This is a genomic window from Adhaeribacter rhizoryzae (genome assembly GCF_008629685.1).
In the GTDB taxonomy this organism is placed as follows: domain Bacteria; phylum Bacteroidota; class Bacteroidia; order Cytophagales; family Hymenobacteraceae; genus Adhaeribacter; species Adhaeribacter rhizoryzae.
Genome location: NZ_VWSF01000006.1, coordinates 103,100 through 127,957 on the forward strand (window position 1 = coordinate 103,100; position 24,858 = coordinate 127,957).

The 24,858-nt window shown below is 42.8% G+C and carries 24 protein-coding genes; 14 read left to right on the top strand and 10 right to left on the bottom strand.

Annotated elements, in window-relative coordinates; all coding sequences use genetic code 11:
• The first annotated feature begins 1 nt into the window (after window position 1).
• The 4 genes from F0145_RS10210 (at window position 2) to F0145_RS10225 (ending at window position 5,063) form a co-directional block, all read left to right on the top strand.
• Window positions 2-1,567 carry an ABC transporter permease/substrate-binding protein gene (locus F0145_RS10210; protein ID WP_150088308.1) on the top strand — a complete coding sequence of 522 codons (1,566 nt, stop codon included), beginning with the start codon at window positions 2-4 and terminating at the stop codon, window positions 1,565-1,567.
• 336 nt (window positions 1,568-1,903) lie between these two features.
• Window positions 1,904-3,409 (top strand): F0F1 ATP synthase subunit beta, encoded by a 1,506-nt coding sequence (gene atpD, locus F0145_RS10215; protein WP_150088309.1) that lies wholly within the window; start codon window positions 1,904-1,906, stop codon window positions 3,407-3,409.
• A gap of 91 nt (window positions 3,410-3,500) precedes the next feature.
• Window positions 3,501-3,746 (top strand): ATP synthase F1 subunit epsilon, encoded by a 246-nt coding sequence (atpC, locus tag F0145_RS10220; protein WP_146903722.1) that lies wholly within the window; start codon window positions 3,501-3,503, stop codon window positions 3,744-3,746.
• A 174-nt stretch (window positions 3,747-3,920) separates the two neighbouring features.
• Complete coding sequence (locus tag F0145_RS10225) at window positions 3,921-5,063, top strand: trans-sulfuration enzyme family protein (RefSeq protein ID WP_150088310.1); 1,143 nt, start codon at window positions 3,921-3,923, stop codon at window positions 5,061-5,063.
• 193 nt (window positions 5,064-5,256) lie between these two features.
• Here the strand turns inward: F0145_RS10225 and F0145_RS10230 are convergent, their stop codons facing one another.
• The 4 genes from F0145_RS10230 to F0145_RS10245 are packed head-to-tail and all read right to left on the bottom strand — an operon-like array spanning window position 5,257 to window position 8,272.
• Window positions 5,257-5,838 (bottom strand): nitroreductase family protein, encoded by a 582-nt coding sequence (locus F0145_RS10230; RefSeq protein WP_150088311.1) that lies wholly within the window; start codon window positions 5,836-5,838, stop codon window positions 5,257-5,259.
• Window positions 5,838-6,971, bottom strand: a complete 1,134-nt coding sequence (locus tag F0145_RS10235) for a DegT/DnrJ/EryC1/StrS family aminotransferase (RefSeq protein WP_150088312.1) — start codon at window positions 6,969-6,971, stop codon at window positions 5,838-5,840. Before F0145_RS10235 ends, F0145_RS10230 begins: the two co-directional genes overlap by 1 nt.
• Window positions 6,964-7,641: an acetyltransferase gene (locus F0145_RS10240; protein ID WP_223815954.1), complete on the bottom strand. Its 678-nt coding sequence runs from the start codon at window positions 7,639-7,641 to the stop codon at window positions 6,964-6,966. The genes F0145_RS10235 and F0145_RS10240 overlap by 8 nt, the downstream gene beginning before the upstream one ends.
• Window positions 7,631-8,272, bottom strand: coding sequence for a sugar transferase (locus tag F0145_RS10245; RefSeq protein WP_317133173.1), 642 nt, complete (start codon window positions 8,270-8,272; stop codon window positions 7,631-7,633). Before F0145_RS10245 ends, F0145_RS10240 begins: the two co-directional genes overlap by 11 nt.
• Before the next feature lie 171 nt (window positions 8,273-8,443).
• On the opposite strand from F0145_RS10245, the gene ispE reads away from it, so the two are divergent.
• Complete coding sequence (gene ispE, locus F0145_RS10250; RefSeq protein ID WP_150088313.1) at window positions 8,444-9,253, top strand: 4-(cytidine 5'-diphospho)-2-C-methyl-D-erythritol kinase; 810 nt, start codon at window positions 8,444-8,446, stop codon at window positions 9,251-9,253.
• Here the strand turns inward: ispE and F0145_RS10255 are convergent.
• From F0145_RS10255 to tgt, 3 genes are all read right to left on the bottom strand, one after another.
• Entirely contained in the window at window positions 9,201-10,154 is a 954-nt protein-coding gene (locus F0145_RS10255; RefSeq protein WP_150088314.1) for a DMT family transporter, read from the bottom strand. The two genes, ispE and F0145_RS10255, sit on opposite strands and share 53 nt — an antisense overlap.
• Window positions 10,155-10,269: 115 nt before the next feature.
• Entirely contained in the window at window positions 10,270-11,349 is a 1,080-nt protein-coding gene (locus F0145_RS10260; RefSeq protein WP_150088315.1) for an LptF/LptG family permease, read from the bottom strand.
• A gap of 215 nt (window positions 11,350-11,564) precedes the next feature.
• Window positions 11,565-12,695: a tRNA guanosine(34) transglycosylase Tgt gene (tgt, locus tag F0145_RS10265; RefSeq protein ID WP_150088316.1), complete on the bottom strand. Its 1,131-nt coding sequence runs from the start codon at window positions 12,693-12,695 to the stop codon at window positions 11,565-11,567.
• 252 nt (window positions 12,696-12,947) lie between these two features.
• On the opposite strand from tgt, the gene F0145_RS10270 reads away from it, so the two are divergent.
• From F0145_RS10270 to F0145_RS10290, 5 genes are all read left to right on the top strand, one after another.
• Complete coding sequence (locus tag F0145_RS10270) at window positions 12,948-14,000, top strand: glycosyltransferase (protein WP_150088317.1); 1,053 nt, start codon at window positions 12,948-12,950, stop codon at window positions 13,998-14,000.
• Entirely contained in the window at window positions 13,991-14,602 is a 612-nt protein-coding gene (locus F0145_RS10275; RefSeq protein ID WP_146903759.1) for an RNA polymerase sigma factor, read from the top strand. The genes F0145_RS10270 and F0145_RS10275 overlap by 10 nt, the downstream gene beginning before the upstream one ends.
• A 350-nt stretch (window positions 14,603-14,952) precedes the next feature.
• A complete protein-coding gene (gene rsmG / locus F0145_RS10280) occupies window positions 14,953-15,591 on the top strand; it encodes a 16S rRNA (guanine(527)-N(7))-methyltransferase RsmG (RefSeq protein ID WP_150088318.1) in 639 nt (212 codons plus the stop codon).
• Window positions 15,592-15,832: 241 nt separating this feature from the next.
• Complete coding sequence (locus F0145_RS10285; RefSeq protein WP_150088319.1) at window positions 15,833-16,015, top strand: hypothetical protein; 183 nt, start codon at window positions 15,833-15,835, stop codon at window positions 16,013-16,015.
• Between the two features lie 158 nt (window positions 16,016-16,173).
• Entirely contained in the window at window positions 16,174-18,660 is a 2,487-nt protein-coding gene (locus F0145_RS10290) for a DUF5686 and carboxypeptidase-like regulatory domain-containing protein (protein ID WP_150088320.1), read from the top strand.
• 49 nt (window positions 18,661-18,709) lie between these two features.
• On the opposite strand, the gene F0145_RS10295 is transcribed toward F0145_RS10290, so the two are convergent.
• Window positions 18,710-19,681, bottom strand: coding sequence for a YheT family hydrolase (locus F0145_RS10295; protein WP_150088321.1), 972 nt, complete (start codon window positions 19,679-19,681; stop codon window positions 18,710-18,712).
• Window positions 19,682-19,932: 251 nt separating this feature from the next.
• On the opposite strand from F0145_RS10295, the gene rpsT reads away from it, so the two are divergent.
• Window positions 19,933-20,196, top strand: a complete 264-nt coding sequence (gene rpsT / locus F0145_RS10300) for a 30S ribosomal protein S20 (RefSeq protein WP_150088322.1) — start codon at window positions 19,933-19,935, stop codon at window positions 20,194-20,196.
• A 273-nt stretch (window positions 20,197-20,469) separates the two neighbouring features.
• Here the strand turns inward: rpsT and pyk are convergent, their stop codons facing one another.
• Both pyk and F0145_RS10310 read right to left on the bottom strand, forming a co-directional pair.
• Window positions 20,470-21,900 carry a pyruvate kinase gene (gene pyk / locus F0145_RS10305; RefSeq protein WP_150088323.1) on the bottom strand — a complete coding sequence of 477 codons (1,431 nt, stop codon included), beginning with the start codon at window positions 21,898-21,900 and terminating at the stop codon, window positions 20,470-20,472.
• Window positions 21,901-21,906: 6 nt separating this feature from the next.
• Window positions 21,907-22,332, bottom strand: coding sequence for an IPExxxVDY family protein (locus tag F0145_RS10310; protein ID WP_150088324.1), 426 nt, complete (start codon window positions 22,330-22,332; stop codon window positions 21,907-21,909).
• 183 nt (window positions 22,333-22,515) lie between these two features.
• Between F0145_RS10310 and F0145_RS10315 the strand changes: the two genes are divergently transcribed.
• From F0145_RS10315 to rnc, 3 genes are all read left to right on the top strand, one after another.
• Window positions 22,516-22,752 (top strand): acyl carrier protein, encoded by a 237-nt coding sequence (locus tag F0145_RS10315; RefSeq protein ID WP_026462992.1) that lies wholly within the window; start codon window positions 22,516-22,518, stop codon window positions 22,750-22,752.
• Window positions 22,753-22,814: 62 nt separating this feature from the next.
• Window positions 22,815-24,068 carry a beta-ketoacyl-ACP synthase II gene (gene fabF / locus F0145_RS10320; protein ID WP_150088325.1) on the top strand — a complete coding sequence of 418 codons (1,254 nt, stop codon included), beginning with the start codon at window positions 22,815-22,817 and terminating at the stop codon, window positions 24,066-24,068.
• Between the two features lie 19 nt (window positions 24,069-24,087).
• On the top strand, window positions 24,088-24,807 hold the full coding sequence (rnc, locus tag F0145_RS10325; protein WP_223815956.1) for a ribonuclease III: 720 nt from the start codon (window positions 24,088-24,090) through the stop codon (window positions 24,805-24,807).
• Window positions 24,808-24,858: the final 51 nt, after the last annotated feature.

Below are 24,858 nucleotides of genomic sequence, written 5' to 3' on the forward strand. Positions count from 1 at the left end.
TATGGAAGATCAGCAGAGCCTCTGGTTTTTTATGGCGCAGCAATCAGGTAAATTAGGGGAGCAAACCATCGCCCATATTGGATTAACCTTTATCTCCCTGCTGCTGGCGGTATTAATTGGTATGCCGCTGGGTATTTTAATCTCCCGGAAAAGAAATTTTTCGGGTGCGGTGCTTGGCTTGGCCGGTATATTGCAAACCATTCCGTCCATTGCCCTTTTAGGTTTTATGATTCCGCTTTTAGGCATTGGCGCTTTACCAGCCATTACCGCCTTATTTCTGTACTCCTTGTTGCCCATCATCCGGAATACTTTCACCGGTATTAATGGCGTGGATGCTGCGGTGGTAGACGCCGCCAAAGGAATGGGAATGAACAGCAGCCAGATATTATTAAAAGTACAACTGCCTTTAGCTATGCCGGTTATTCTGGCCGGTATTCGCACGGCTACTGTAATAAATGTTGGGGTGGCTACGCTGGCGGCTTATATAGCGGCGGGTGGTTTAGGCGAATTTATTTTTGGCGGAATTGCTTTAAACAACACCAATATGATTCTGGCGGGAGCTATTCCTGCCGCTTTATTAGCCATTCTCTTCGATTTTTTATTATCAATATTACAAAAACAGCAAGTAAGAAAGCAGCATCTGGCGGTTTGGGCTTTGCTAGCTGGAATGCTGCTGTTTTCTTCTTTTTACCTCATTCCGGCATCTACTAAAAAAATATTAGCTGGTTTTACCCCGGAATTTATGGGAAGGGAAGATGGCTATCTGGGACTCAAATCTAAATACGGTTTAGATATTCGGAATGTAGTAATTAGTGATGCCGTCATGTATAAAGCAGTTTATGAAAAAGAATTAGATGTAATTAGTGGTTATAGCACCGATGGGCGCCTTAAAGCCTTTGACCTGGTTACATTGGAAGATGACAAAGGTATTTTTCCGCCTTATTACGCTGCGCCGGTAGTACGAAACGAGGTGTTATTAAAATATCCTGAATTAGAAGTTGTTTTGGGCGTTTTATCCGGACAAATTAACGACAGCATAATGACCGCCTTAAATTACAGAGTAGATTATTTAAAAGAACTACCTGAAAAAGTTGCCCTGGATTTTTTAATTGAAAAAGGCTTATACAAAAAGCCGCAAAATGGCAACAAAGGAACCATCCGGTTAGGCTCCAAAATATTTGCCGAGCAGTATATCCTGATTAATATGTATAGCATGCTCATTAAAGGCTATACCAATCTTAATACCGAAACCAAAACAGGATTAGGGGGGACCAAAATCTGTTTTGAGGCCTTACTCAATAATCAAATTGATTTATATCCTGAATATACCGGCACTGGTTTGCTGGTATTATTACATCCAACCAAGCAAAAACTGAAAGAATTAAATGGTAACCGGGATTCGGTTTATCAATACGTACAGAAGCAATTTTTAAAAGAATACAACCTAAAATGGCTGCAGCCGGTTGGCTTTAACAATGCCTATGCGTTAATGATGCGGCGGCAACAAGCAGATGAGTTAAACATTAAATTAATATCGGATTTAAAACGGTACGTAGCCCAAGAGTAAAAGCTTCGTAATTGCTTTAACCAGCTTCCATCAAATAAAAACCACCGAAGACATTTTGCAGTTAATCCAAAACTCAAAACCGGTTAAAACAACCTGTACATAAATTTAAGGATAGCTCAACCGGTTTTCTGAGAGCCATAAAATATTGCTATAACTTAGAATAGTTTCTTTAAATTCGCAAATATTTAGTTCTCAGATAAATACCGTTTTGTAAAATTTTCAAAATTTATTATTCATTTAAATAAAAAACTTTTAACGAACCAATTTGAATTACGCGAATTATAAATTAATTTTGCGCCCTGAAAAGAATAGGATTAGAATACTTTAATCAAAAATATGGCAAATATTGGCAGAATTACCCAGGTTATTGGTCCCGTTGTGGATGTTAGCTTCTCGGGTGAAAACTCTAAATTACCAAACATCCTGGATGCCTTGGAAGTAATCAAAGGCAATGGCCAGAAAATTATCCTGGAATGCCAGCAGCACTTAGGCGAAGACCGGGTACGTACCATTGCGATGGACTCTACAGATGGTCTTACCCGTGGCGCTGAAGTAACGGACCTGGAAGGCCCGATTAAAATGCCAACCGGCGATGACGTACGTGGCCGTTTATTTAACGTGGTAGGCGAAGCCATCGACGGTATTGCCCAGCCAAAAAGCACCGGCGGTTTATCTATTCACCGTCATGCCCCTCGTTTTGAAGATTTAGCTACTTCTTCGGAAGTATTATATACCGGTATCAAAGTTATCGACTTACTGGAGCCTTATGTAAAAGGTGGTAAAATTGGTTTGTTCGGTGGTGCCGGGGTAGGTAAAACCGTATTAATCATGGAACTGGTAAATAATATTGCCAAGGCTTACGGTGGTCTTTCGGTGTTTGCCGGTGTAGGTGAGCGTACCCGCGAAGGAAACGACTTACTGCGCGAATTCTTGGAATCTGACGTAATTAAATACGGCGAAGAATTTAAGCATTCTATGGAGTCTGGCGGTTGGGATTTATCTAAAGTAGATGCCGATGCCTTGAAAGATTCTAAAGCTACCTTGGTGTTCGGCCAGATGAACGAGCCGCCAGGGGCCCGTGCCCGCGTTGCCTTATCTGGTTTAACCGTAGCCGAAAGTTTCCGCGATGGTGACGGAACTGGTGCTGGTCGTGATATTCTTTTCTTTATCGATAATATTTTCCGTTTCACCCAGGCAGGTTCTGAGGTATCGGCTCTTTTAGGTCGTATGCCATCGGCAGTAGGTTACCAGCCAACCTTGGCTACCGAAATGGGTGCCATGCAAGAGCGTATTACTTCTACCAAGCGCGGTTCTATTACTTCGGTACAAGCGGTTTACGTACCGGCGGATGACTTAACTGACCCGGCTCCGGCAACAACTTTTGCCCACTTGGATGCCACTACCGTATTGAGCCGTAAGATTGCGGAGTTAGGTATTTACCCAGCGGTGGACCCATTGGATTCAACTTCCCGGATTCTGAATGCCCAGGTTTTAGGCGATGAGCATTACAACACGGCTCAACGGGTAAAAGAAACCCTGCAGCGTTACAAAGAATTACAAGATATTATCGCCATTTTGGGTATGGACGAATTATCCGAAGAAGACCGTTTGGTGGTAACACGGGCACGTCGGGTACAGCGTTTCTTATCGCAGCCTTTCCACGTGGCCGAGCAGTTTACCGGCTTAAAAGGTGTATTGGTAGATATCAAAGACACCATCCGGGGCTTTAACATGATTATTGATGGTGAATTAGACCATTTACCCGAAGTAGCTTTCAACCTGGTTGGTACCATCGAAGATGCGATTGCCAAAGGTGAGAAGTTAATGGCTGAAACGAAATAGTTTAATTAGTTAAGAGTTAAAAGTTAAAAGTTATGAGAAGCTAATTCTTAACAACCTTTAACTTTTAACTTTAAACTCATAACTCAAAAACATGTACTTAGAAATAATTACCCCGGATAAAAGTGTATTTGAAGGCGAAGTAAGCTCGGCGCAGTTTCCGGGTACGCAAGGTTCTTTTGAAGTGCTGAATAACCATGCGCCTTTGATTAGTACCTTAGAAAACGGCCAAGTCCGGGTTACCACGGCCACGGGTAATCAATATTTTAATGTAAATGGCGGGGTGGTTGAAGTTCTAAAAAACAGAATTATTCTTTTGGCGGAAGCTGTTACAGAATAATCTTTCCTGCCTTATAAAACTAAAAAGCCTTTCTTTGTCCGGGAAAGGCTTTTTAATTTTATAAGGATGTTGGGTAGTGAGGAGTATACAATATAGCCAAGGCTTCGCTTTTAACTTTTCATTTAAGTAAGGTATTCTCTACCTTTGCGCTTCGTACGTTTTTTATAGATGCAGATGGCCCAGCATAACCCGCCCATTAAACCCAAAGTAACCCCCATTTACCAAACTTCGGTTTTTACTTTCGATGACCTTACCGAACTGGAGGCATATTTTGATCAGCCTTCGCAACGGTATATGTACGCGCGGTACGGTAATCCCAACGCCAACGAACTAGCCGAAGAAGTAAATAAACTGGAGCAGGGCGATGGCGCAGTGGTTACCTCTTCGGGCATGTCGGCCATTTTTACGGCTGTTCTGCTTTTTTGCCAGGCCGGCGACCACGTGTTGTGCGCCGAAGAAATTTACGGGGGCTCGTCGGTGCTGTTAAACCAGGAGCTAAGCCGGATGGGTATAACGGTAACTTATGTGCCGGTTGAAAATTTATACGACCTAAGCAGCTTTACAAAACCTAATACCACACTGCTGCTCGCCGAAACCATGAGTAATCCTTTGCTGCGGGTACTGGATGTGACACGTTTAGCCGCAGCTTGCCAAAAAGAAAGTATTAAGTTAATTATTGATAATACGTTTGCTTCGCCGGTAATTACGCGGCCTTTAACCTTAGGTGCCGATGCGGTAATACACAGCGTAACCAAATATTTAGCCGGGCACAGCGATGTAACGGCGGGCATCGTGGTTACCAAAGGCGAAGAACAGGTAAAGCGCATCCGGCAAATTATGATGCATTATGGCTTAAACCTCAGTCCGTTTGAAAGCTGGCTTGCCGTTAGGGGGCTTAAGACCCTGCGGCTCCGGATAAAACAACACAGCAGCAATGCCTTAACGATTGCTCAATATTTAGCCGCGCACCCCAAAGTAAACCGCGTTTATTATCCAGGTTTAGCGGCACACCCGGACCACGAATTAGCTAAAACCCAAGGCCAGAATTTATTTGGCGGTATGCTGTCGTTTGCCATTGCCGACGACGAAGCGGTGGTAAATAAATTTATGCAAAGCCTGCCAACTATACCGTTTGCCCCTTCATTAGCCGGCGTAAGTACTTCTATTTCGCATCCGGTTCGTACATCGCACCGCTCTTTAAATCCCGCTAAACGCGATGCATTGGGTATTACTATGGGGGTTATCCGGTTATCAGTGGGCGTAGAAGAGCCGGAAGAAATATTAGTTGAACTGGAGGAAGCTTTAAAAGCAATTTAGAAAAGGCAGCAAATAATTTTTCTTAATTTTGAGCAAAATGCTTTTACTTAAGCTAATTCATAACTGTCATTCAGGAGGTACCTATGTAGCAAGTTGCCAAATAGGTACCTCCTGAATGACAGTTATGGATTTGTTGTCCTTAGCTATTTTTTCAACAGAATATTAATTACCAGTACTTTAACAGCTTTCAATATTAATTAATAAACGTGATTTTGGCGTGAATAGGGGTGTTCCGACGTCCGGTCAAGGTTTTATCGGAATAGCCCAGGTAAATAATTCCCAGCACCAAATCTTCTGCCTGCAGTTTCAGAAAAGTTTTCATAGCCGGATGGTAAGCCATGCCGCCGGAACCCCAGTAAGAAGAAATATCCAGCGCCGTAGCCCCCAATAAAATATTCTGAACCGCACAGGCGGCAGCGGCAATTTCTTCGAGTACCGGAATATTAGGTAAATTCCCCCGCTGCATAATGGCAATAATTACATGCGAAGCCATATCGCCCATGTGCAAAAGCTTTTCGTATTTATCCGCGGTGAATTTCTCGGCCGGAATATGCTGCTGGTATAAATCGGCGTGTTGCCGGCAAAATTCTTTTACCTTTTCTTCGGCATAAACCACAAAATGCCAAGGTTCGGTTAAACCGTGGGTGGGTGCCCAATTGGCTAGGTGCAGCAATTCTTTTACTTGGTCCTCAGGAATTTGCTTCCCGTTAATCAGGTGGGGTTTGGTAGTGCGGCGGGTTTGTATAATATGCTGGATGGCAGAAAAGTCGTTCATCAGGATTGGAATTGTTTTGTAATAACAGTGGTGATTTTTTCTAATTGCTCCGGTGTTAGGGCAGAGCCGGATGGCAGGCAAAGGCCTTGGTTAAACAAAGTTTCGGCTATTGTACCGCCATAGTAAGGGGTTTCGGCAAAAAGCGGTTGTAAGTGCAGCGGTTTCCAGAGCGGACGGGCTTCAATATTTTCTTTTTCCAGGGCTAAGCGTAATTGTTCCGGTGTTATGGGTTGGTCTGGCGCTAAAGTAATACAGGAAAGCCAGCGGTTAGAGAAAGCACCCGCTGGTTCGGGTAAAAACCGGATTGCCTTTATTGGGGCAAGCGCTTGTTGGTAATATTCGTAAATCTTACGCCGTTGTTGTACCCGCTCTTGCAGCACTTCTAACTGGCCCAAGCCAATTCCTGCCGAAATATTGCTTAGCCGGTAATTATACCCTACTTCGGAATGCTGGTAATGCGGGGCAGGGTCTTTGGCTTGCGAAGCCAGGAATAAGGATTTTTGTGCCAGGCTGGCATTATCGGTAACCAATGCGCCGCCGCCGGAAGTAGTAATAATTTTATTGCCGTTAAAAGAATAAATGCCTATTGCCCCGAAAGTACCTAAAGCTTTATTCTGATAAGTAGAACCCAGTGCTTCGGCCGCATCTTCTATAACGGGTATATTGTAGCGGTTCGCAATATTCATTACCTCGTTTAACTTAGCCGCCATACCGTATAAATGCACCAGCAAAATTGCTTTGGGCTTTTTACCTATTTGCAACCGCTCCTGAATAGCCTTTTCTAGCGTTACCGGACACATATTCCAGGTATCCGGTTCGCTATCAATAAATACGGGTGTAGCATCTTGGTATAAAATGGGATTGGCGGTGGCTACAAACGTAAAAGTAGAACAAAGCACTTCGTCGCCGGTGCCAATACCTAAAACCTGCAAAGCCAGGTGAATGGCAGCCGTACCGGAATTTAGTCCAACTGCCTGGTTTGCACCGGTTCTTTGGCAAAGTTCTTTTTCAAAATCCAGGATATTTTGTCCGGCCGTGGTAATGTAATTCTCGTCGAAAGCTTTTTGAATATATGCTTGCTCCGTACCGCTCATGTGTGGCGGCGATAAAAATATCCGCGACGAATCAGCCATGGTGTCGTTTAATAATTTTAGCCGGTACGCCCACCGCCGTTACCGCCGCTGGTAAATCGCGGTGCACCACGGCTCCGGCGCCAATAATCGCTTTATCGCCCACTTTCAGAAACTGGATAACCGTAGCGTTGGTGCCCACATATACGCCTTTGCCTAATTCAGAATTCCCGGCAATATTTACATGGGGCATTAGCGAAGTATAATCGCCCAGTTTTACATCGTGGCCCAGGGTACAGCCTAAATTTAAGAGCACGTGTTGCCCCAAGGTAATATTTGTTGTAATTACACAGCCTTGCGTAATAATGGTGCCCTCACCAATCTGGTTAAACTGGTAAGCTTCGTTGGGTACAGCCGGGTGAATTAAGGTCGCGAACTGAATATTTTCGTTCGTGATTTTCTCCGCAACCTGGGCTTTAATGCCGGGGTTACCAATGGCAATGGCTACATAAAGCGGTTCCTTAACGGCCTGTAATTTATCCCGATTTCCCAGGTACGGGTATTTATTAATGGTTTTGGGCGTTTCGGGGTTGTCATCGTAAAAACCAATCATGTTCCAGGTAGGAATAAACTGGTTTATCTGGTGAATCAGCATGAGCACTTCCCGGCCAAGGCCGCTGGCGCCAAAGATGGCAATATTTTTCAGGTACGAGTGGGTTCCTTTATGAGGCATGAGGTACAGTTCCAGTGAATCGTTCGGCAGTAGCACTGCCCGGAGCCTGAATATCGGTTGGCTTCCATAACTTCACAAAGGTGCGGGCTAATATTTTCAGGTCCAAAAAGAAACTTTGGTTTTCGGCGTACCACACATCATAATTAAATTTCTGTTCCCAAGTTATCGCATTGCGGCCATTTATTTGCGCCCAGCCCGTAATACCCGGCTTAACCTGATGCCGCTTGGCTTGTTCCGGCGAGTACAAAGGCAAATATTCGGGCAGCAAAGGGCGGGGACCTACCAAACTTAAATCACCTTTTAGTACGTTCCAGAGTTGGGGCAACTCGTCTAAGGAATAACGGCGCACCAGTTGGCCAATTTGGGTTAAACGCTCGGCATCCGGCAGCAACGTGCCATCGGGCGCACAAGCATCGTGCATGGTTTTAAATTTATAGATGGTAAATAATTTGCCGTATTGACCGGGACGGACCTGTTTAAATAAAATATTCTGTCCTTGCAAAATTAGCAGCAACAAAGCTGTTAAAAGCACCACCGGTAAAGTTACCGGCAGACTCAGGATTATAAATCCTAAATCTAAAGCTCTTTTAAAATATTGCTGGTACATACTTTGTTTTGGGAAGAACTTCAAAATTAAGCTTAAGTTTTCGTTTTTCGAAATATTACGCTGGTTTTCAGCCTTTCTATTTCGGAATAGATATTTTCTGCACGTGATCAACCTGATATTTTACGATAAAATTCACCTGACAAAACAGGAGCGGATGGTTTTTTTGTCTGCACGCGGTTCTATAACTTCGCAGCTATGATTTTATTCCCGAATGCAAAAATAAATATTGGGTTAAATATTGTTTCGAAGCGGCCCGATGGTTTCCGCAACCTGGAGTCGTGCTTTTACCCGGTGCAGTGGTGCGATGCCCTGGAAATATTGCCGGCCGAAACCATGCAATTTTCTTTATCCGGCATTCCGGTGCCGGGTGCCGCCGAAACCAATTTATGCCTGAAAGCTTACGAATTGTTAAAGGCCGATTATGATTTGCCGCCGGTTTTTATGCACCTGCACAAAAATATTCCGATTGGCGCCGGTATGGGCGGCGGCTCGGCCGATTCGGCTTTTGCCTTAAAGCTGCTGAACGATTTATTTAAATTGAATATTAGTACCGAACAGCTAGAAGATTACGCGCGCCGCCTGGGGAGCGATTGTGCCTTTTTTATCCGGAACAAACCGGTATTTGCCATTGAAAAAGGTGATATTTTTCAGGATATAAAGCTGGATTTAACAGGTTACGGCTGCACAGTGGTTTACCCCGATTTACATATTACCACGGCCGAAGCTTACAGCCAGGTAGTGCCACAAGCACCAGCAGAACCCTTGCTAACAGCTTTGCAAGAAAATATTAGCACCTGGCAAGAAACCGTAAAAAATGATTTTGAAGCTGCTTTGTTTCCGCGCTACCCCGTAATTGGTGAAGTTAAAGCACAACTTTACCAGGCCGGAGCCTTGTACGCAGCGATGACCGGTTCGGGCTCGGCGGTTTTTGGTATCTTCCCGAAAGAACAGGCTATGGAACTAACGTTCCCGGCTGCGTATCGGGTGTGGCGGGGGCTGCTTTAAGCTTATATCGCCGGTTCAGGTATCGCTCGATTAAGGAATGCGAAAAAACGCTGAATAAAATAATAACTGCCCCCAGGTAAAAGCCACCCGACATTTTTTCGGAATCTTTAAAAATAAAATAAGCGAACAAAATGCCGTAAACCGGCTCAAGGTTAATGCTTAGGTTTACCGTAAAGGCCGATATTTTTTTCATGAGCCGAACCGAAGCGGTGAATGGGTAAACGGTACATACAATTGCCAGAATCAGCAACCAAAGTACATCCAGCCAGGTGAGCGCTAAATTTATTGTACCGGTATCGGTAAACCAGCGGGCATATACCGGAAAAAATAAGGCAGTAGCCAGACAAGCACCTACCATTTCGTAGCAGCTAATAATGGCGGGCCGGTAGGTTTTAACCAAACGAACGTTTAAGATAGAGAAAACAGCGCTCAGCAATGCCGATACCACGGCCATTACAATGCCTAGTACGTGATCGAACTCGAACCGGAAAATCAGGTATAAACCCAAAATTATTAACAAAGCCATGAATATTTCGTGTGCCTGTATTTTCTTTTGGGTAAAAATTGGCTCCAGAATGGCGGTCCATAAACTAATAGTAGACATGCCCGCCAGGCAAATAGCCACAGAAGAAACCCGCGCCGAAGCAAAAAACAATATCCAGTGGGCCGAAATAATAAAGCCTACCCCTAGCATCCGGATGAATGCTTTGCGACCGACATTAAAGGAAATTTTCCGGAAGTAAATAATCAGGGCCAGGGCAGAAGCGGCCAGCAGCGTACGCACAAAAACTAACTCTACGGCCGGAACGGAAATTAATTTACCCAAAATAGCGGTAAAACCCCACAGAAAAACAATAAAGTGGAGTTCCAGGTAATTTTTAAAACTGACAGATTCTTTCAAAACAAGAATAATTAACTAGCCTTACCCGATGTTTAAATGGGCAAAACGAATAGCGTGAACACAAATATAAACAGGTTGGTGGTGGTTTAGGCTTAAGTTACTGCGTTGGATAAATTTACCTGGGTACGGTTTTATAAAGCACAATTCCGATAAGAGTAAAGACAATAGACGGTATCCAGGAAGCTAACATAGGTGGTACATCGCCTACCTGGGCCAGGCTGCGGCTCATAATTACAAATATTATAAAAATAAAGGCCAGCACAAACCCTAAGGCAATCTGGAAACCAACGCCGCCCCGGGCTTTGCGCGAACTCAGAATTACCCCAATTACCGTTAAAATAATAATGGCAAAAGGGTAACTGAACCGTTCGTATTTTTCAATTAAATATATTTCTACGTCATCGGCGCCCCGCATCTGGCGTTCGTCAATATAGCGGTTTAGTTCGGGTAAGGTAAAAGTTTCGGCCAGGCGGTACGTACTCGCAAAGTCTTTGGGTAATAAATTTAAGGTAGTATCTACGGGGGTGTTATGTACGATTATTTCTTCTTTGTCGCCGTTAATTACCCGCAGCACGTAGCGATCCAGGCGCCATTTCTTTTTTTCGTCGTTCCAGCTAATGGCATCAGAAGTTAATTTGCTTTTCAGGGTGCCGTCTTCAATGGTTTCCATGGTAAAGCGGTAGCCAATATTGGCTGTGTTGTTGTAGCTTTCCATGTAAGCATATTGCGTAGGCGATAGCTTAAAGTGAATATTCCGCTGATCGAACGTGTACGGGTTTTTAATATATTTTACCTCAAACGCTACCCGGGTTTTGTTGGCGTTCGGAATTATCCAACCGATTAAGGCAAAGGTAACGCCGCCAATAATGGCCGCACCCCATACGTAAGGCACAATAAACCGCTTAAAACTCACGCCGCTGCTTAAAATGGCTACTACTTCGGTGTGCGAAGCCAGCTTGGCCGTAACAAAAACAGTAGCAATAAATACCGTTATGGGGCTGAGCATATTGGCGTAAAACGGAATCAGGTTAATGTAATAATCAAACAAGATTTCTTTTATCGATACATTATGCTGAATAAAATCGTCGTTTTTTTCGGTGAAGTCGATTACGCAAATAATGGCAATCAGAATTAAAACCACAAACACGAACGTGGTCAGGAATTTTTTAAGAATATATTTATCGAGGAGTTTCATTCGTGTAAATAACTTGTTTCGTTATTTGTTAGTCGTTAATCGTTGTTCGAAAGCTATTGTTTTTTAATTTTTTAGGGTAAGTTGTTAAGGTAGTTTAATTGTTTAGCAAATAACGCTGTAAGTCTTATAAATTACATGATGTAACAGGTTTGCAAACTTTTAATCCGTAAAATATTAATCCGAACAACGAATAACGATTAACGAACAACGAAATCCTACAACCGCTGCATTACCTGTTTTACTATTTTGTCTTTCCAGGCCAGGTAGTCGCCGGCAATAATGTGCTCGCGGGCTTGTTTTACCAGCCACAAATAAAAAGTAAGGTTATGCACGCTCGATATTTGGGAGCCCAGCATTTCGCCGCTGTGTACCAAATGCCGCAAATAAGCTTTAGAATAAAAAGTGCTGGCGTAACCCCCTATGGTTTCATCTATCGGCGAAAAATCGTTTTTCCAGCGTTCGTTACGGATGTTAATAATGCCTTGCGAGGTAAAAAGCATACCGTTGCGGGCGTTGCGGGTAGGCAATACGCAATCGAACATATCTACGCCCAAAGCAATATTCTCGAGAATATTGGCCGGGGTACCAACGCCCATTAAATAACGGGGTTTATTGGCGGGTAAAATATCGCATACCAATTCGGTAAACTCGTACATCATCTCGGCCGGTTCACCCACCGATAAACCGCCTATGGCATTGCCCTCCCGGTTAAAAGAAGCAATTGTTTCGGCGGATTGGATGCGCAAATCTTTGTAGGTACTGCCCTGCACAATCGGAAATAAAGTCTGGTCGTAGCCGTATTTGCCTTCAGTACTGTCAAAACGGTCGCAGCAGCGTTGCAACCAGCGGTGCGTCATGTCCAGTGACTTTTTGGCATAATTATATTCGCAAGGGTACGGCGTACATTCGTCAAAAGCCATCATAATATCGGCCCCAATAGTGCGCTGAATATCCATGACGCCTTCCGGTGAGAAAAAATGCGTAGAGCCGTCGATATGCGATTTAAATTTTACGCCTTCTTCCACAATTTTGCGGGTACCCGAAAGCGAATAAACCTGGTAGCCACCGCTATCGGTTAATATGGGTTTGTCCCAGCCATTAAATTTATGCAGGCCACCGGCTTGTTCCAGCACTTCCAGGCCCGGCCGCAAATACAAATGGTACGTATTTCCCAATATTATTTGCGCCTGAATATCGTTGGTTAGTTCGCGCTGGTGCACGGCTTTTACGGTGCCAGCGGTACCAACGGGCATAAAAATAGGCGTTTGGATGTTGCCGTGCGCGGTGGTTATTTCGCCGGCGCGGGCTTTGGAATGAGTATCTTTAGCGGTAAGTTCGAATGTCATGGTTGGTGCTGCCGGAATGTCTGTTTTGGCGCAAGGCTTTCTTAAAAAAACAGACCGGTTGTTGGTATTAAAATAACAGGCAAAATTACGGCTAAATATTTAATTTGCCGAACCGGTACCCGTTTATTCCTGCAACCAGCCTATAATCGGCGAAAAATAAGCTAATATTACGCGCTTATTCCGGAATATCGTTTGGCTATTGATTTTTTATATATTCTGCTTATTATTTGTGTGCTCATTCAGTGGGGGTACATGTTTTATTATTTTCTGCCATTTTATTTTTACACCCCGCCGGTAGCAAATTCGGGCCAATCGCCTAAGCCGGTTTCGGTAATAATTGCCGCCCACAACGAACTTAATAATTTACAGCGCCTGTTGCCTGCCGTTCTTTCCCAGCAATACCCTGACTTTGAAGTTATTGTGGTGGACGATCGATCTTCGGACAATACCGCCGAATATTTACAACAATTACAAAGTAAATATAAAAACTTTCGGTATATTAAAATTGAAAATACAGGCCGGCCGGAAAATCAGAAGAAATATGCACTTACCCAAGGCGTGGATTTTGCGCGGTTTGAATATTTATTACTGACCGATGCGGATTGTATGCCATTGAGCAACAACTGGATAGGTGAAATAATGGCGGGTTTTACCAATGGTGCAGCAATGGTGCTGGGGTACTCGCCGTATAGTAAAAAACCAGGTTTTTTAAATCATTTAATCCGATTTGAAACCTTGTTATCTGCAATTCAGTATTTGTCTTTTAGTGTAAAAGGCAGGGCTTATATGGGGGTAGGCCGGAACCTCTCTTATACTAAAAAATGTTTCTATGAAAGTAATGGGTTTACCGCACACATAAATATCTTGGGAGGAGACGATGATTTATTTGTACAAACCGCTGCTCCGCGGCACAAAGTAAATATAGCTATCAGCAGAGAATGCCAGACCGAAAGTATTCCGAAACAAACGTATTCGGAATGGGTTATTCAGAAAAGGCGACACCTAAATGTGGGCCGTTATTATAAACTGGCCGATAAATTGCTGATAGGAATCTTTATGTTATCTAATATTTTCTTTTATTTAACCGCTATTTTTCTTTTGTTTGTGCCGGATAATTTAATCTTCCTTGGCATACTTTTTACCCTACGCAGTATCGTTGTATACTTTGTGTATGTTTTATTAGCCCGAAAAATTAAAGAGCCTTTATCGGTTTTTCTCTTGCCCGTGCTCGATTTGGTTTACTTTTTGAACTACCTGATGCTGGGGGCCTCTGTATTAATTCTTAACAAAGTAAGATGGAAATAAACAATAAACAATTTTCTGCTAAAGCGAAACACGATTTTAAACTTATTCAGGCGGCCGTAGAGGAGGGCGACGAAAAAGCCTACGCGGAGCTGATGAACATATATAAAAAGCCCGTTTACCACGTGGTGCTTAAAATGGTGCGCAACCCCGACGATGCCGAAGATTTAACCATTGAGGCTTTTGCCAAGGCTTTCCGGAACCTGCATAAGTTTAACCCGGAATATGCATTTAGTACCTGGCTTTTCCGGATTGCCACGAACAACTGTATCGACTTTATCCGGAAAAATAAAATCAAAACTATGAGCATCGACTCGGCCATTAAAATAGATAATGGCGATGAGATAAACATTGATTTTAAAGACCTGAACCTGAATCCGCAGGAAAGCGCTATTAAGAACCAGAAAATCCAGATTATGCAGTTTATCGTAAGCAAACTGCCCGATAAATACCAGCGCCTGGTTACGTTGCGGTATTTCGATGAATTATCGTACGAAGAAATAGCTACTGAACTGAACGCCCCACTGGGTACTGTAAAAGCCCAGCTGCACCGCGCCCGCGAGTTGCTTTACGACATGGTTAAAAACAAGAAGCACTTAATTTAAATTTTAGTTATTAGTGCTTAGTTGTTAGTTCTTTCTTTAGATAAAAAGAATTTTAATAAAATATTAAATGTAAGCCCCGGTGCTGTTCAGGTATCGGGGCTTATTTTTTACTTTCGCCGGTAAATTGCGGCTGTAACCTAATATTTATTTCTGCGGGCAGGTCTTTTTAAACGATGTAATCGCAAAAAACTATTTCATCCAGCTTTAACTTAGCATCAGGAAGCGAGGAAATTAATTTCGGGTGCATAAATTTACAAAATATTAATCTCAATGAAATTCCAGCATTAATTACCCAATTAGCACATTAGCATATTACCACATTAAATAACTAGCACAATAATCAATATAACATGACTGTTCAGGCCGCTACTCTTGTTACTAAATATTTCCCGAAAATTACGCCCCGCCAGCAAAACCAGTTTAACCATTTAGAACAATTGTTGCGCGACTGGAACCTGAAAATAAACGTTATTTCGCGGAAAGACATGGACCAGATTAGCCTGCACCATATTTTGCATTCGCTGGGTATTGCTAAAGTAGTAGAGTTTCCGGCGGGTAGTGCGGTAATGGATGTGGGTACGGGCGGCGGCTTACCCGGTTTGCCCCTGGCTATTCTGTTTCCGGAAGTAAAATTTCATTTGGTGGATTCAATTGGTAAAAAAATAACCGTGGTGCGCGAAATAGCCCAGGCCTTGCACCTGCACAATGTTAGAGCCACCCAAGCCCGGGCCGAGCAGGTTACCGAAAAATACGATTTTGTAGTTAGCCGGGCCGTAGCCCAATTAGGCGAGTTCTACACCTGGATTCACAACAGCTTTAAACAACCCACCGATAATTTACACGGCCTTTATTATTTGAAAGGGGGCGATTTAACTGCAGAAATAGCAGAATCGGGATTAATTACCCAGGTGCACGAATTAAAACAATATTTTGAAGAAGAATTTTTCGAAACCAAGAAAGTAGTTTTTGTGCCGGTTACCCATTTTTAACGCAACAACATTTATTTTTGCTGTTTTTATAGTTTAAGAAACAAGCAAACTGCTATTAAATACAAGTTTTCTATATAATATCTTGAATAAGATAAAGTCAGATGAATAATTTGTAAAATATTGATTATTAATAATTTAAATTTAATATTTTAGATAAATAAAGTCTGTTTTTGTTAGAATAAATATTTTTTCTCTGTTGCCATAGATTACTTTTGAATCACTAATCTAATTAATAGTAACTATGGAAAAAGAAATATTTTTTCTCTTTAATCCGGATGCTCCGGAAATTATTTTAGATAAAAAAGAAAAATATCGTTCAGTATTACCCCAGGCAGCACCGGCAAAGCGGCCTGAAAAAAAAGCATCTTCTTTAAAATTACATGCAACCCTTCGCAAAGTATTTTGCTCTACTTGGTGGAACTAATACCCGCTTTGAGTTAAACAATAATTTTATACCCCGGCATACCACCTGTGCAATTATTTTATTTTCAGTGTTATAAACAGTTATTTCTAAAATTAACGACTGTTTTAGTGAAAATTTGTATTTTTTTAAAGATATTTGCACTTCTATTAGAACAACATATGAGAAGCCTGCTGATTATCCTGCTATCCTTTACGGTAGTATCTGCGCTGGCACAAAACCGGATTTCCGGCAAAGTAACCGATGCCCGCACCGGCGAAGCTTTACCTTTTGTGAGTGTATATATCAAAAATACAACTACTGGTACTACTACCGATGAAAATGGTGCTTACAATATAAAATTATCTAACTTACCCGACTCGCTTACGGCCTCGTTTGTGGGGTACCAAAACCAAACAAAAGCGGTTAAAAAAGGCGCTGCCGCGCAAGTAATTAATTTTGATTTGGGTTTAACCAGCGTTAGCCTGAACGAAATATTAATCCGGCCCGAAGAAAATCCGGCCTTCCGGATTATGCGGCAGGTTATGGCTCACAAAAAGAAAAACGATAAACGTAAACTAACGGCTTACCAGTACGAAGCTTACACCCGCATGCAGTTGCAAGCCGATAATCTGCTGCAGAAAAAAGGCCGGATTGGCTTGCGCTCCGCCGTAACCTCTTTGGTAGACACCCAATTATTTGTAACCGGCCAGAATGGTAAAAAACTGATGCCTTTCTTTATTTCCGAAAGTTTATCGGATTATTTTTATAACCGCGACCCAAGAAAAACAAAAGAATTGGTGAAAGCTACTAAGGTTACCGGTATTGGTATTCAGGATGGCACCCTGGTTTCGCAGGTAATTGGTAATATTTACCAGGATTACAACTTTTATCAGAACTGGGTAAGTGTACTGCGGAAAGATTTTATCAGCCCCATTGCCGACGGCTGGAAAGGTTCTTACGAGTACGAATTAGAAGATAGCCTGCTGGTGGGCGAGAACTGGTGCTACCAGATTAAGTTTAATCAGAAACGGGCCCAGGATTTGGCTTTTAACGGTTACCTCTGGATAGACGACGAAACATTTGCCATCCGGAAAATTGATGCTACCATCAGCAAATCGGCCAATATTAATTTTGTGGAAGGAATACACCTGGTACAGGAAGAATTGCCCACCGAGGCGGGTGCCTGGCTGCCGGTGAAAACCCGTATTAATATGAAAATATCGCCTTTGAGCGAAACCCGACCCGGTATTTGGGTTGACATTAATACATCGGCAAAAAAAATTAAAGTAAACAATCCGCAAAAATCCAGCTTTTTTGACGAAGCTATTCAAATAGTGCAGAAGGCGGGTACCAGCACCGATACGTTTTGGGTTGCTAACCGCCACGATACCTTAACTGCCGCCGATCAGCGTTTGTATACCGTAGTAGATTCTATTAAGCATTCGCCGCGCATGGCCCGGTTTGCCACTATTGCCAATGTGCTGGCTACCGGCTACTTTAAGGTAGTTAAAATTAGCCTGGGGCCTTACCCGTATTTGTACGCCAACAATAATATTGAAGGGCATCGTTTTCAGGGAGGCTTTAAAACCAATATTGATTTTAGTAAAAAATGGGAATTTAGCGGCTATACGGCTTACGGTACCCTCGACCAAAGATTAAAATATGGTGCCAACGTACGGTATATTATTACCCGTAAACACTGGAGCGAAGTAGGTTTTTCGCGGCGCGAAGATTTGCAGCGGGTAGGCTTTATGTCGGAGAAGCTGGCAGCCAGTCCGTTTCTGATGGGTTTTTCCCGGTTCGGCGATTTAAGACGGCCGGTATTTACAAAAGAAACCAGCGCTTACTTGCAGCGGGATATTTCGCGGGGCGTAACGCAACGGATTAGCATTGCCAACCGGGTATTTCAGCCGCAGTACAATTTCGCGTTTTATAACAAAGGTGCCGATAACCAGCCCGTACCTACCAAAGATTTTACGACAACAGAGTTAAGCTTTTTAACCCGGTATGCCAATAACGAAGTAAAAGTTATTAACGATAACGACCGCATTAGCTTAGGTAACGGCAAGTGGCCGGTGGTGTCGTTTAAATATACTTTGGGCCTGAATAATTTCCTGGGTTCTACCGTAGATTACCAGCGCGTAGATGCCGGTATTACGCAATCTTTTGTAATGGGCCGGTTGGGTAAAGCCAATTATCGCCTGGAGGCTGGCAAAGTATTTTCGCCCGTTCCGTATCCGTTGCTGGAAGTACACTTGGGTAACCAAACGCCTTTCTACTACGTGCAAACTTTTAACCTGATGAATAATTTTGAGTTTGCCAGCGATACCTACGCCTCGCTGCACTACGAACAATATTTTGAAGGTTTACTGTTGAATAGCTTACCCCTGATAAAAAAACTAAAATGGCGCTTACTGGCTACTTCTAATGTGTTGTACGGCCACCTGAGTAAAGAAAATTTAAACCTGATTGTTCCCCAAAACCCGGATAATCTGGCCCAGGATTCTTTTAAATCTTTAAATAACGGCCCTTATGCAGAGGTAGGTTATGGCATCGAAAATATATTCCGGGTAGTACGGGTAGATGCCATTCACCGGTTAACTTATTTAAATGATCCGGCGGTAAAGAAATTTGGTTTACGGGTTTCGTTCCAGTTTAAACTTTAGGTATTTTCTAAAGCAAAAGCGTTCTGATATTTAAAATCAGAAATCATTATTATTTGATAATAGAAGAAAAGAATTCGGCTGTTCTTCTGTCGGAGTAATAAATATTTTGCCAGAAGTCTTCGGTAAACCCCACGTGTCCTCCGTGCCGCGGCGTTTCCAGAAATAGATTAGGATTTTGTTCGGCTTCAGCTACCGGAAAACACTCCGGCGATAAAAACGGATCGTTTAGCGCATTAACCAAAAGCGTTGGAATGCGAATGGCCGGTAAATATTGCCGGGAACTGCATTGGTTATAATAATCTTCGGCATTTTTAAAACCGTGAATAGGGGCGGTAAAACGGTCATCGAACTGCGGAAAAGTTTTTAATTTTTCGTAGCCATCCAGGGTTATGCCTTCGGGTAATAAGGCCATTTTATCGGTTAATTTACGGTGGAGGGTTTTGAGGAAGCGCTGCATGTAAACGCGGTTTTCCAATTTGGCCATTTGGGCTGAAGCAGTTAAAATATGACAGGGCACCGAAAAAGTGGCGGCTGCTTTTACTTGCTGCGGTACCAATTCGGGCTGCTGGCCTAAGTAATTAAGCGTAATATTGCCGCCCATACTAAAGCCTACTAAAAATATTTCGTTGTAACGGCCGGTCTTTAAGGCGTATTCTACTACGGTGTGCAGGTCATCGGTGGCGCCCATGTGGTAGGAGCGGAGCAGTTTATTGGGTTCGCCGCTGCAACTTCTAAAATTCCAGGCCAAAACATCCATCTGTATTTTATGCATTTGCTTGGCCATACCTTTTACATAAGGGCGGTCGGTGCTACCTTCCAAGCCATGCGAAATAATAGTTAAACGTCGGTGTCCTTTTATTGCCCAATCCAGGTCCAGAAAATCATGGTCAGGTGTTTCGATGCGTTCCCGGTGGTACAAGATGCTTTTCTCCTTTCGGAATAAAGCCGGAATAATGGTTTCTACGTGCCGGTTAAAAAAGTAAAATGGGCCGCCCCGGTAAGCGGAATTTAAAACTGGCATACTAAACTAATTTGAACACAAAGGTATTCTCTTTTTTAAGCAGGTTAAAGATTAATCTGAACCTAGGTAAACTTTGTTAATTACCTTTACACCAAAAATAAGGCCGGTTTGTTAAAATATATGCAACCTAATTGCCAGTGCTGAATCATAAATACCAGAGATTTTTTTTTATTAAGTTTGGAAAGCAACAGGAAAAGCTATAAATTTGCACCTCATTCAGAAAAGAATAAAAAATATTTATAATATAAACCATGGCTAATCACAAGTCGGCATTAAAAAGAATCAGAGCTAACGACGCTAAGCGGGTATTAAACAGATACCAGGCTAAAACTACCCGTACATTCATCAAAAAATTAAAAGGTACTACTGATAAGGCCGAAGCTCAGGAGCTTTTCAAAAAAGTTTCTTCTATGCTGGATCGTTTAGCAAAACGCAACATTATTCATAAGAATAAAGCTGCCAATAATAAATCTAAACTGGCCAAACACATTAATACCCTGGCAACTGCTGCTTAATATTTCGCAGCTTTAATTTCAGAATCTGGCTTAGCCAATTTAAAAAGATTTTCCTGTTTTTTATAATCAGTAGCCTTGCCTTTGGGTAAGGCTTTTTTTATGCCTACAGCTCAGGCGAACTGCACCAATTCGCAGGCCCTTTAAAAACCAGCAGTAGTATATTTTAATTTTGTCCAGCGAAGAGCAATAAAAAAGCCGGCAAATATTTACCGGCTTTTTTATTGCTAAAATATGAAATCAGTGCAATCTATTTAATCATTAAAATCAGCGGTCTTATTTGCGGCTTAGCTTAATGGTATTGGCACTGGTGCGATCAGTGGCCGGCATGCTGGTAATATTTACAACTACGTTGCCATCCATTACATGTCCGTCATGGGTTAAAATAGACCGGAAATCTGCAATCAGGTTATCTGTTGAAGATATTTCTTTATCGTAATAATACGTGCGAACTCCCCAAACCATATTAAGTTGGTTAACCAAACGGGCGTTATCTGTGAATACAAAAATATGCGATTTAGGGCGGTGCTTGGCGGTGTGGAAAGCAGTATAACCCGAGCGGGTCATGCAAACCACGGCAGCAGCTTCGGTATCGCGGGCCAGGGCGCACGCATTAGAGATAACAGTTTTACTGAAGAACGACTCAACACCAGGCTTTGGTTTTACTATTTTATGGTAAACCTCGCCGTTAGCTTCTACCGAAGCAATGGTGCGGCTCATGCTCCGGATGGTTTCCAGCGGGTAAGAACCAGCGGCAGTTTCGGCACTTAACATTACAGCGTCGGCTCCATCAAATACGGCATTGGCTACGTCGTTGGTTTCGGCGCGGGTAGGGCGGGCATTGGTAATCATGCTTTCCATCATTTGGGTAGCAATAATTACGGGCTTGCCGGCTTTGTTACATTTCTCTACCATCATTTTCTGCAGCATCGGCACGTCTTCGGCTTTAATTTCAACGCCCAAATCGCCGCGGGCTACCATTATAGCATCGGTAGCGGCAATAATTTCGTCGATGTTACGGATGGCTTCCGGCTTTTCTATTTTAGCAACTACCAGCGTGTTTTTACCCCGTTCTTTTATGATGCGTTTAATATCGGCAATGTCCTGGGCCTTGCGCACAAAAGATAAGGCAACCCATTCTACATCGTTATCTAAGCCAAAATGGAGGTCTTGCACGTCTTTTTCGGTAAGCGAAGGTGCTGAAACCGACGTGTCGGGTAAGTTAATGCCTTTACGCGGCTTAACCGGACCGCCATAAATAACCACTACTTCTACTTCTTTGTCTTTATCGGTAGCTAAAACCCGCAATTCAATTTTACCGTCATCAATCAGGATGGCATCGCCTACGTTTACATCCCGGGCCAAATCCATGTAAATAGTAGATAAGCGGGTAGCGGTACTTACCGAATTATCGCAGACCAATTTTATTTTATCGCCGGCTTTAATTTCTACCTGGCCGTTTTCTACATCGCCCAACCTAATTTTAGGGCCCTGTAAATCCTGCATGAGGCAAATGTGGGTACCCATTTCTTGGTTAAGCTGGCGTACCGTTTGCACTACATGGCGGTGGTCTTCGTGTTTGCCATGCGAAAAATTGAGCCGGAATACATCAACGCCTTCTTTAATCAGGGCCGAAAGCATCTCATAATTATTGCTGGCCGGGCCAACCGTGGCTATAATTTTGGTCTTGTTAAATTTCACTTCCATAAAATATTAAAACATCAGGTTTTCCTTAAACCGAAAGGAATTAGGGTCAAATTTTTTAACGTATTGAACTAATGGTACAAGCTTAAAGCTATTCAGAAGTTCCTGCTGGCAGTTGCTGAGCACGCCGGAAATCTGGATAATGTAATCGAACTCTTTAATATCGGGTACCAGAAAAGGTTTTTTTAAAGTGCTTAAGTCTACGGATTTGTTGCGGATAAGTCTGAAAGTACTATGGTCGGTGGCATGCAGGTAGTTAGATATCACGAGGCGCCCTTTGTTAAAAAAGTCGTACTTTAAGTCTTGTTGCTTGATAAGCCTTATTTTAAAGCATTTATTCAATGCCCATGCAAGTTTATGTTCTTTACTGGAAGAAACCAAACCAAAAATATCAAAATCATAATCGTATGCTACTTCCAGCTTAAATGTTTTCATAGAGCGTATGGGTTTAAAGGTGAAAGTTGATGATAGGAATGAACGCTAAAAGTAAGCAGCCTTTGAATTAATTGCTTCACCAAAGGGAGAAAACATTTATCCACAAGGGTATCTGAATAATTTTTTTTGACATTGTGTTTTTAAATCTCTTAATTTGCACAGTATTTCAAAAAACTAAAGAAAATGTCAGAAATCGCAGAAAAAGTTAAAGCTATTATCATCGATAAATTGGGTGTAGAAGAATCTGAAGTGACGCCGGAGGCCAGCTTTACCAATGACTTAGGTGCCGATTCTTTGGATACCGTAGAACTTATCATGGAATTTGAAAAAGAATTTAACGTTTCTATTCCGGATGATCAGGCTGAAAACATTGGCACCGTTGGTCAGGCCATCAGCTACCTGGAAGAGCACGCTAAATAGTTCTTCCTGATTATTTTTTCTGTTCAACACATTTCCCAAATTTCCACCCTCTGTGCTAGCCTATGGAGCTTAAGAGAGTTGTAGTTACTGGCCTTGGCGCACTCACGCCGCTTGGTAATACTGTTTCAGAATACTGGAATGGTTTAATCAACGGAGTGAGTGGTGCCGCGCCGATTACACGATTTGATGCCAGTAAATTTAAAACTCAGTTTGCCTGCGAGGTAAAAGGGTATAACGCCGAAAACTATTTCGATAGGAAAGAAGCGCGTAAAATGGACCTTTTTTCTCAGTTCGCCATGGTTACCGCCGACCAGGCCGTAGTAGATGCCAACCTGTTGCAGGATGGCCTTGACCCGGACCGGATTGGCGTAATATGGGGCTCCGGCATAGGAGGGTTACGTACCTTTCAGGAAGAATGCGTGGCTTTTGCCCACGGCGATGGTACCCCACGCTTCAATCCTTTCTTTATTCCCAAAATGATAGCCGATATTAGTGCCGGCCATATTTCTATAAAATATGGTTTCCGCGGACCTAATTTCGTAACGGTATCAGCTTGTGCTTCGGCTACCAACGCTTTAATCGATTCTTTTAATTATATCCGGTTAGGAATGGCCGATGTAATTGTAAGCGGCGGTTCGGAAGCGGCTGTAACCGAAGCCGGTGTGGGTGGATTTAATGCTTTAAAAGCGTTGTCTGAGCGTAACGATTCTCCCGAAACTGCTTCCCGTCCCTTCGATAAAGACCGCGATGGTTTTGTACTCGGAGAAGGTTCGGCGGCAATTGTGCTGGAAGAATACGAACACGCGAAAGCCCGGGGTGCTAAAATTTACGCCGAAATTATTGGTGGCGGCATGAGTGCCGATGCTTATCATATTACGGCTCCGCATCCGGAAGGCTTAGGTGCCTTAAACGTAATGAAAAATGTAATCCGCGATGCCCGCATTAAACCCGAAGAGGTAGATTACATAAACGTGCACGGTACTTCTACGCCGTTGGGCGATTTAAGCGAGGCCAAAGCCATACAAGAGGTTTTTGGCGAACACGCTTATAAGTTAAACATCAGCTCTACCAAATCCATGACCGGTCACTTGTTGGGAGCGGCTGGGGCAATAGAGTCTGTAGCAGCCATTTTGTCTATCCAAAACAATATGGTGCCGCCTACCATTAATCATTTTACCGACGACGAAAGTTTCGACCCAAAATTAAATTTTACGTTTAACAAAGCGCAGGCCCGCGAAGTAAATGTAGCTTTAAGTAATACTTTTGGGTTTGGCGGTCATAATACTTCGGTAATATTCCGCCGGGTAACGGAGTAGGCGTAATCCTGTTAGGTTGGTGTTTACACTTTTTAATAAATTATTACATAAAGACCGGGCCTTTATTAAGGCCATAACAAACGTTACAAACATTACGCCGGATAATGTTTACTTGTATACGCTTGCCCTTACCCATACGTCGTTTGCCAAACAAAATCAATCGGCTAAACTCGAAACAAACGAACGGCTGGAGTTTTTAGGCGATTCTATTCTGGGGGCAGTGGTAGCGGAATTTCTGTTTAAAAAATTTCCTTACAAAGACGAAGGTTTCCTAACCGAAATCCGTTCCCGGATTGTAAACCGCGAGTCGCTGAACCATATTGCCGTAAAAATTGGCCTGAATACGCTAGTTAAAATAGACCAGCAAAACCAGCATACCCGTTTCAAATCGATAAATGGCAATGCGCTGGAAGCTTTGGTGGGCGCTATTTATTTAGACAAAGGCTACAAAACCACTAAAAAGTTTATTCTGGATAAGCTTATAAAGCCGCATTTCGATTTTCATACCTTATTAAATACCACCGTTAATTTTAAAAGCAAATTAATAGAGTGGGCCCAAAGCCAGAATAAAAATATCCGGTTCGAAATTGTGCAGCAAAAGCAATCGGGCAGTACCACCGAATTCACCGCCGAAGTAACCATCGACGATAAACCAATTACCACCGGCACGGGTTATTCTAAAAAGAAAGCCGAACAGGCGGCAGCCGAAAAAAGTTTAACCTTGCTGCAGGTTGCTTAATTTCGGCTGGATTAGTGTGCCTTGCGTATACGCACATTAAAATCAGGTTTT

Coding starts and splice junctions, on each gene's coding strand:
- F0145_RS10210 (WP_150088308.1), top strand. CDS start 2: ATGGAAGATCAGCAGAGCCTCTGGTTTTTTATGGCGCAGCAATCAGGT.
- atpD (WP_150088309.1), top strand. CDS start 1,904: ATGGCAAATATTGGCAGAATTACCCAGGTTATTGGTCCCGTTGTGGAT.
- atpC (WP_146903722.1), top strand. CDS start 3,501: ATGTACTTAGAAATAATTACCCCGGATAAAAGTGTATTTGAAGGCGAA.
- F0145_RS10225 (WP_150088310.1), top strand. CDS start 3,921: ATGGCCCAGCATAACCCGCCCATTAAACCCAAAGTAACCCCCATTTAC.
- F0145_RS10230 (WP_150088311.1), bottom strand. CDS start 5,838: ATGAACGACTTTTCTGCCATCCAGCATATTATACAAACCCGCCGCACT.
- F0145_RS10235 (WP_150088312.1), bottom strand. CDS start 6,971: ATGGCTGATTCGTCGCGGATATTTTTATCGCCGCCACACATGAGCGGT.
- F0145_RS10240 (WP_223815954.1), bottom strand. CDS start 7,641: ATGCCTCATAAAGGAACCCACTCGTACCTGAAAAATATTGCCATCTTT.
- ispE (WP_150088313.1), top strand. CDS start 8,444: ATGATTTTATTCCCGAATGCAAAAATAAATATTGGGTTAAATATTGTT.
- F0145_RS10260 (WP_150088315.1), bottom strand. CDS start 11,349: ATGAAACTCCTCGATAAATATATTCTTAAAAAATTCCTGACCACGTTC.
- tgt (WP_150088316.1), bottom strand. CDS start 12,695: ATGACATTCGAACTTACCGCTAAAGATACTCATTCCAAAGCCCGCGCC.
- F0145_RS10270 (WP_150088317.1), top strand. CDS start 12,948: ATGTTTTATTATTTTCTGCCATTTTATTTTTACACCCCGCCGGTAGCA.
- F0145_RS10275 (WP_146903759.1), top strand. CDS start 13,991: ATGGAAATAAACAATAAACAATTTTCTGCTAAAGCGAAACACGATTTT.
- rsmG (WP_150088318.1), top strand. CDS start 14,953: ATGACTGTTCAGGCCGCTACTCTTGTTACTAAATATTTCCCGAAAATT.
- F0145_RS10285 (WP_150088319.1), top strand. CDS start 15,833: ATGGAAAAAGAAATATTTTTTCTCTTTAATCCGGATGCTCCGGAAATT.
- F0145_RS10290 (WP_150088320.1), top strand. CDS start 16,174: ATGAGAAGCCTGCTGATTATCCTGCTATCCTTTACGGTAGTATCTGCG.
- F0145_RS10295 (WP_150088321.1), bottom strand. CDS start 19,681: ATGCCAGTTTTAAATTCCGCTTACCGGGGCGGCCCATTTTACTTTTTT.
- rpsT (WP_150088322.1), top strand. CDS start 19,933: ATGGCTAATCACAAGTCGGCATTAAAAAGAATCAGAGCTAACGACGCT.
- pyk (WP_150088323.1), bottom strand. CDS start 21,900: ATGGAAGTGAAATTTAACAAGACCAAAATTATAGCCACGGTTGGCCCG.
- F0145_RS10310 (WP_150088324.1), bottom strand. CDS start 22,332: ATGAAAACATTTAAGCTGGAAGTAGCATACGATTATGATTTTGATATT.
- F0145_RS10315 (WP_026462992.1), top strand. CDS start 22,516: ATGTCAGAAATCGCAGAAAAAGTTAAAGCTATTATCATCGATAAATTG.
- fabF (WP_150088325.1), top strand. CDS start 22,815: ATGGAGCTTAAGAGAGTTGTAGTTACTGGCCTTGGCGCACTCACGCCG.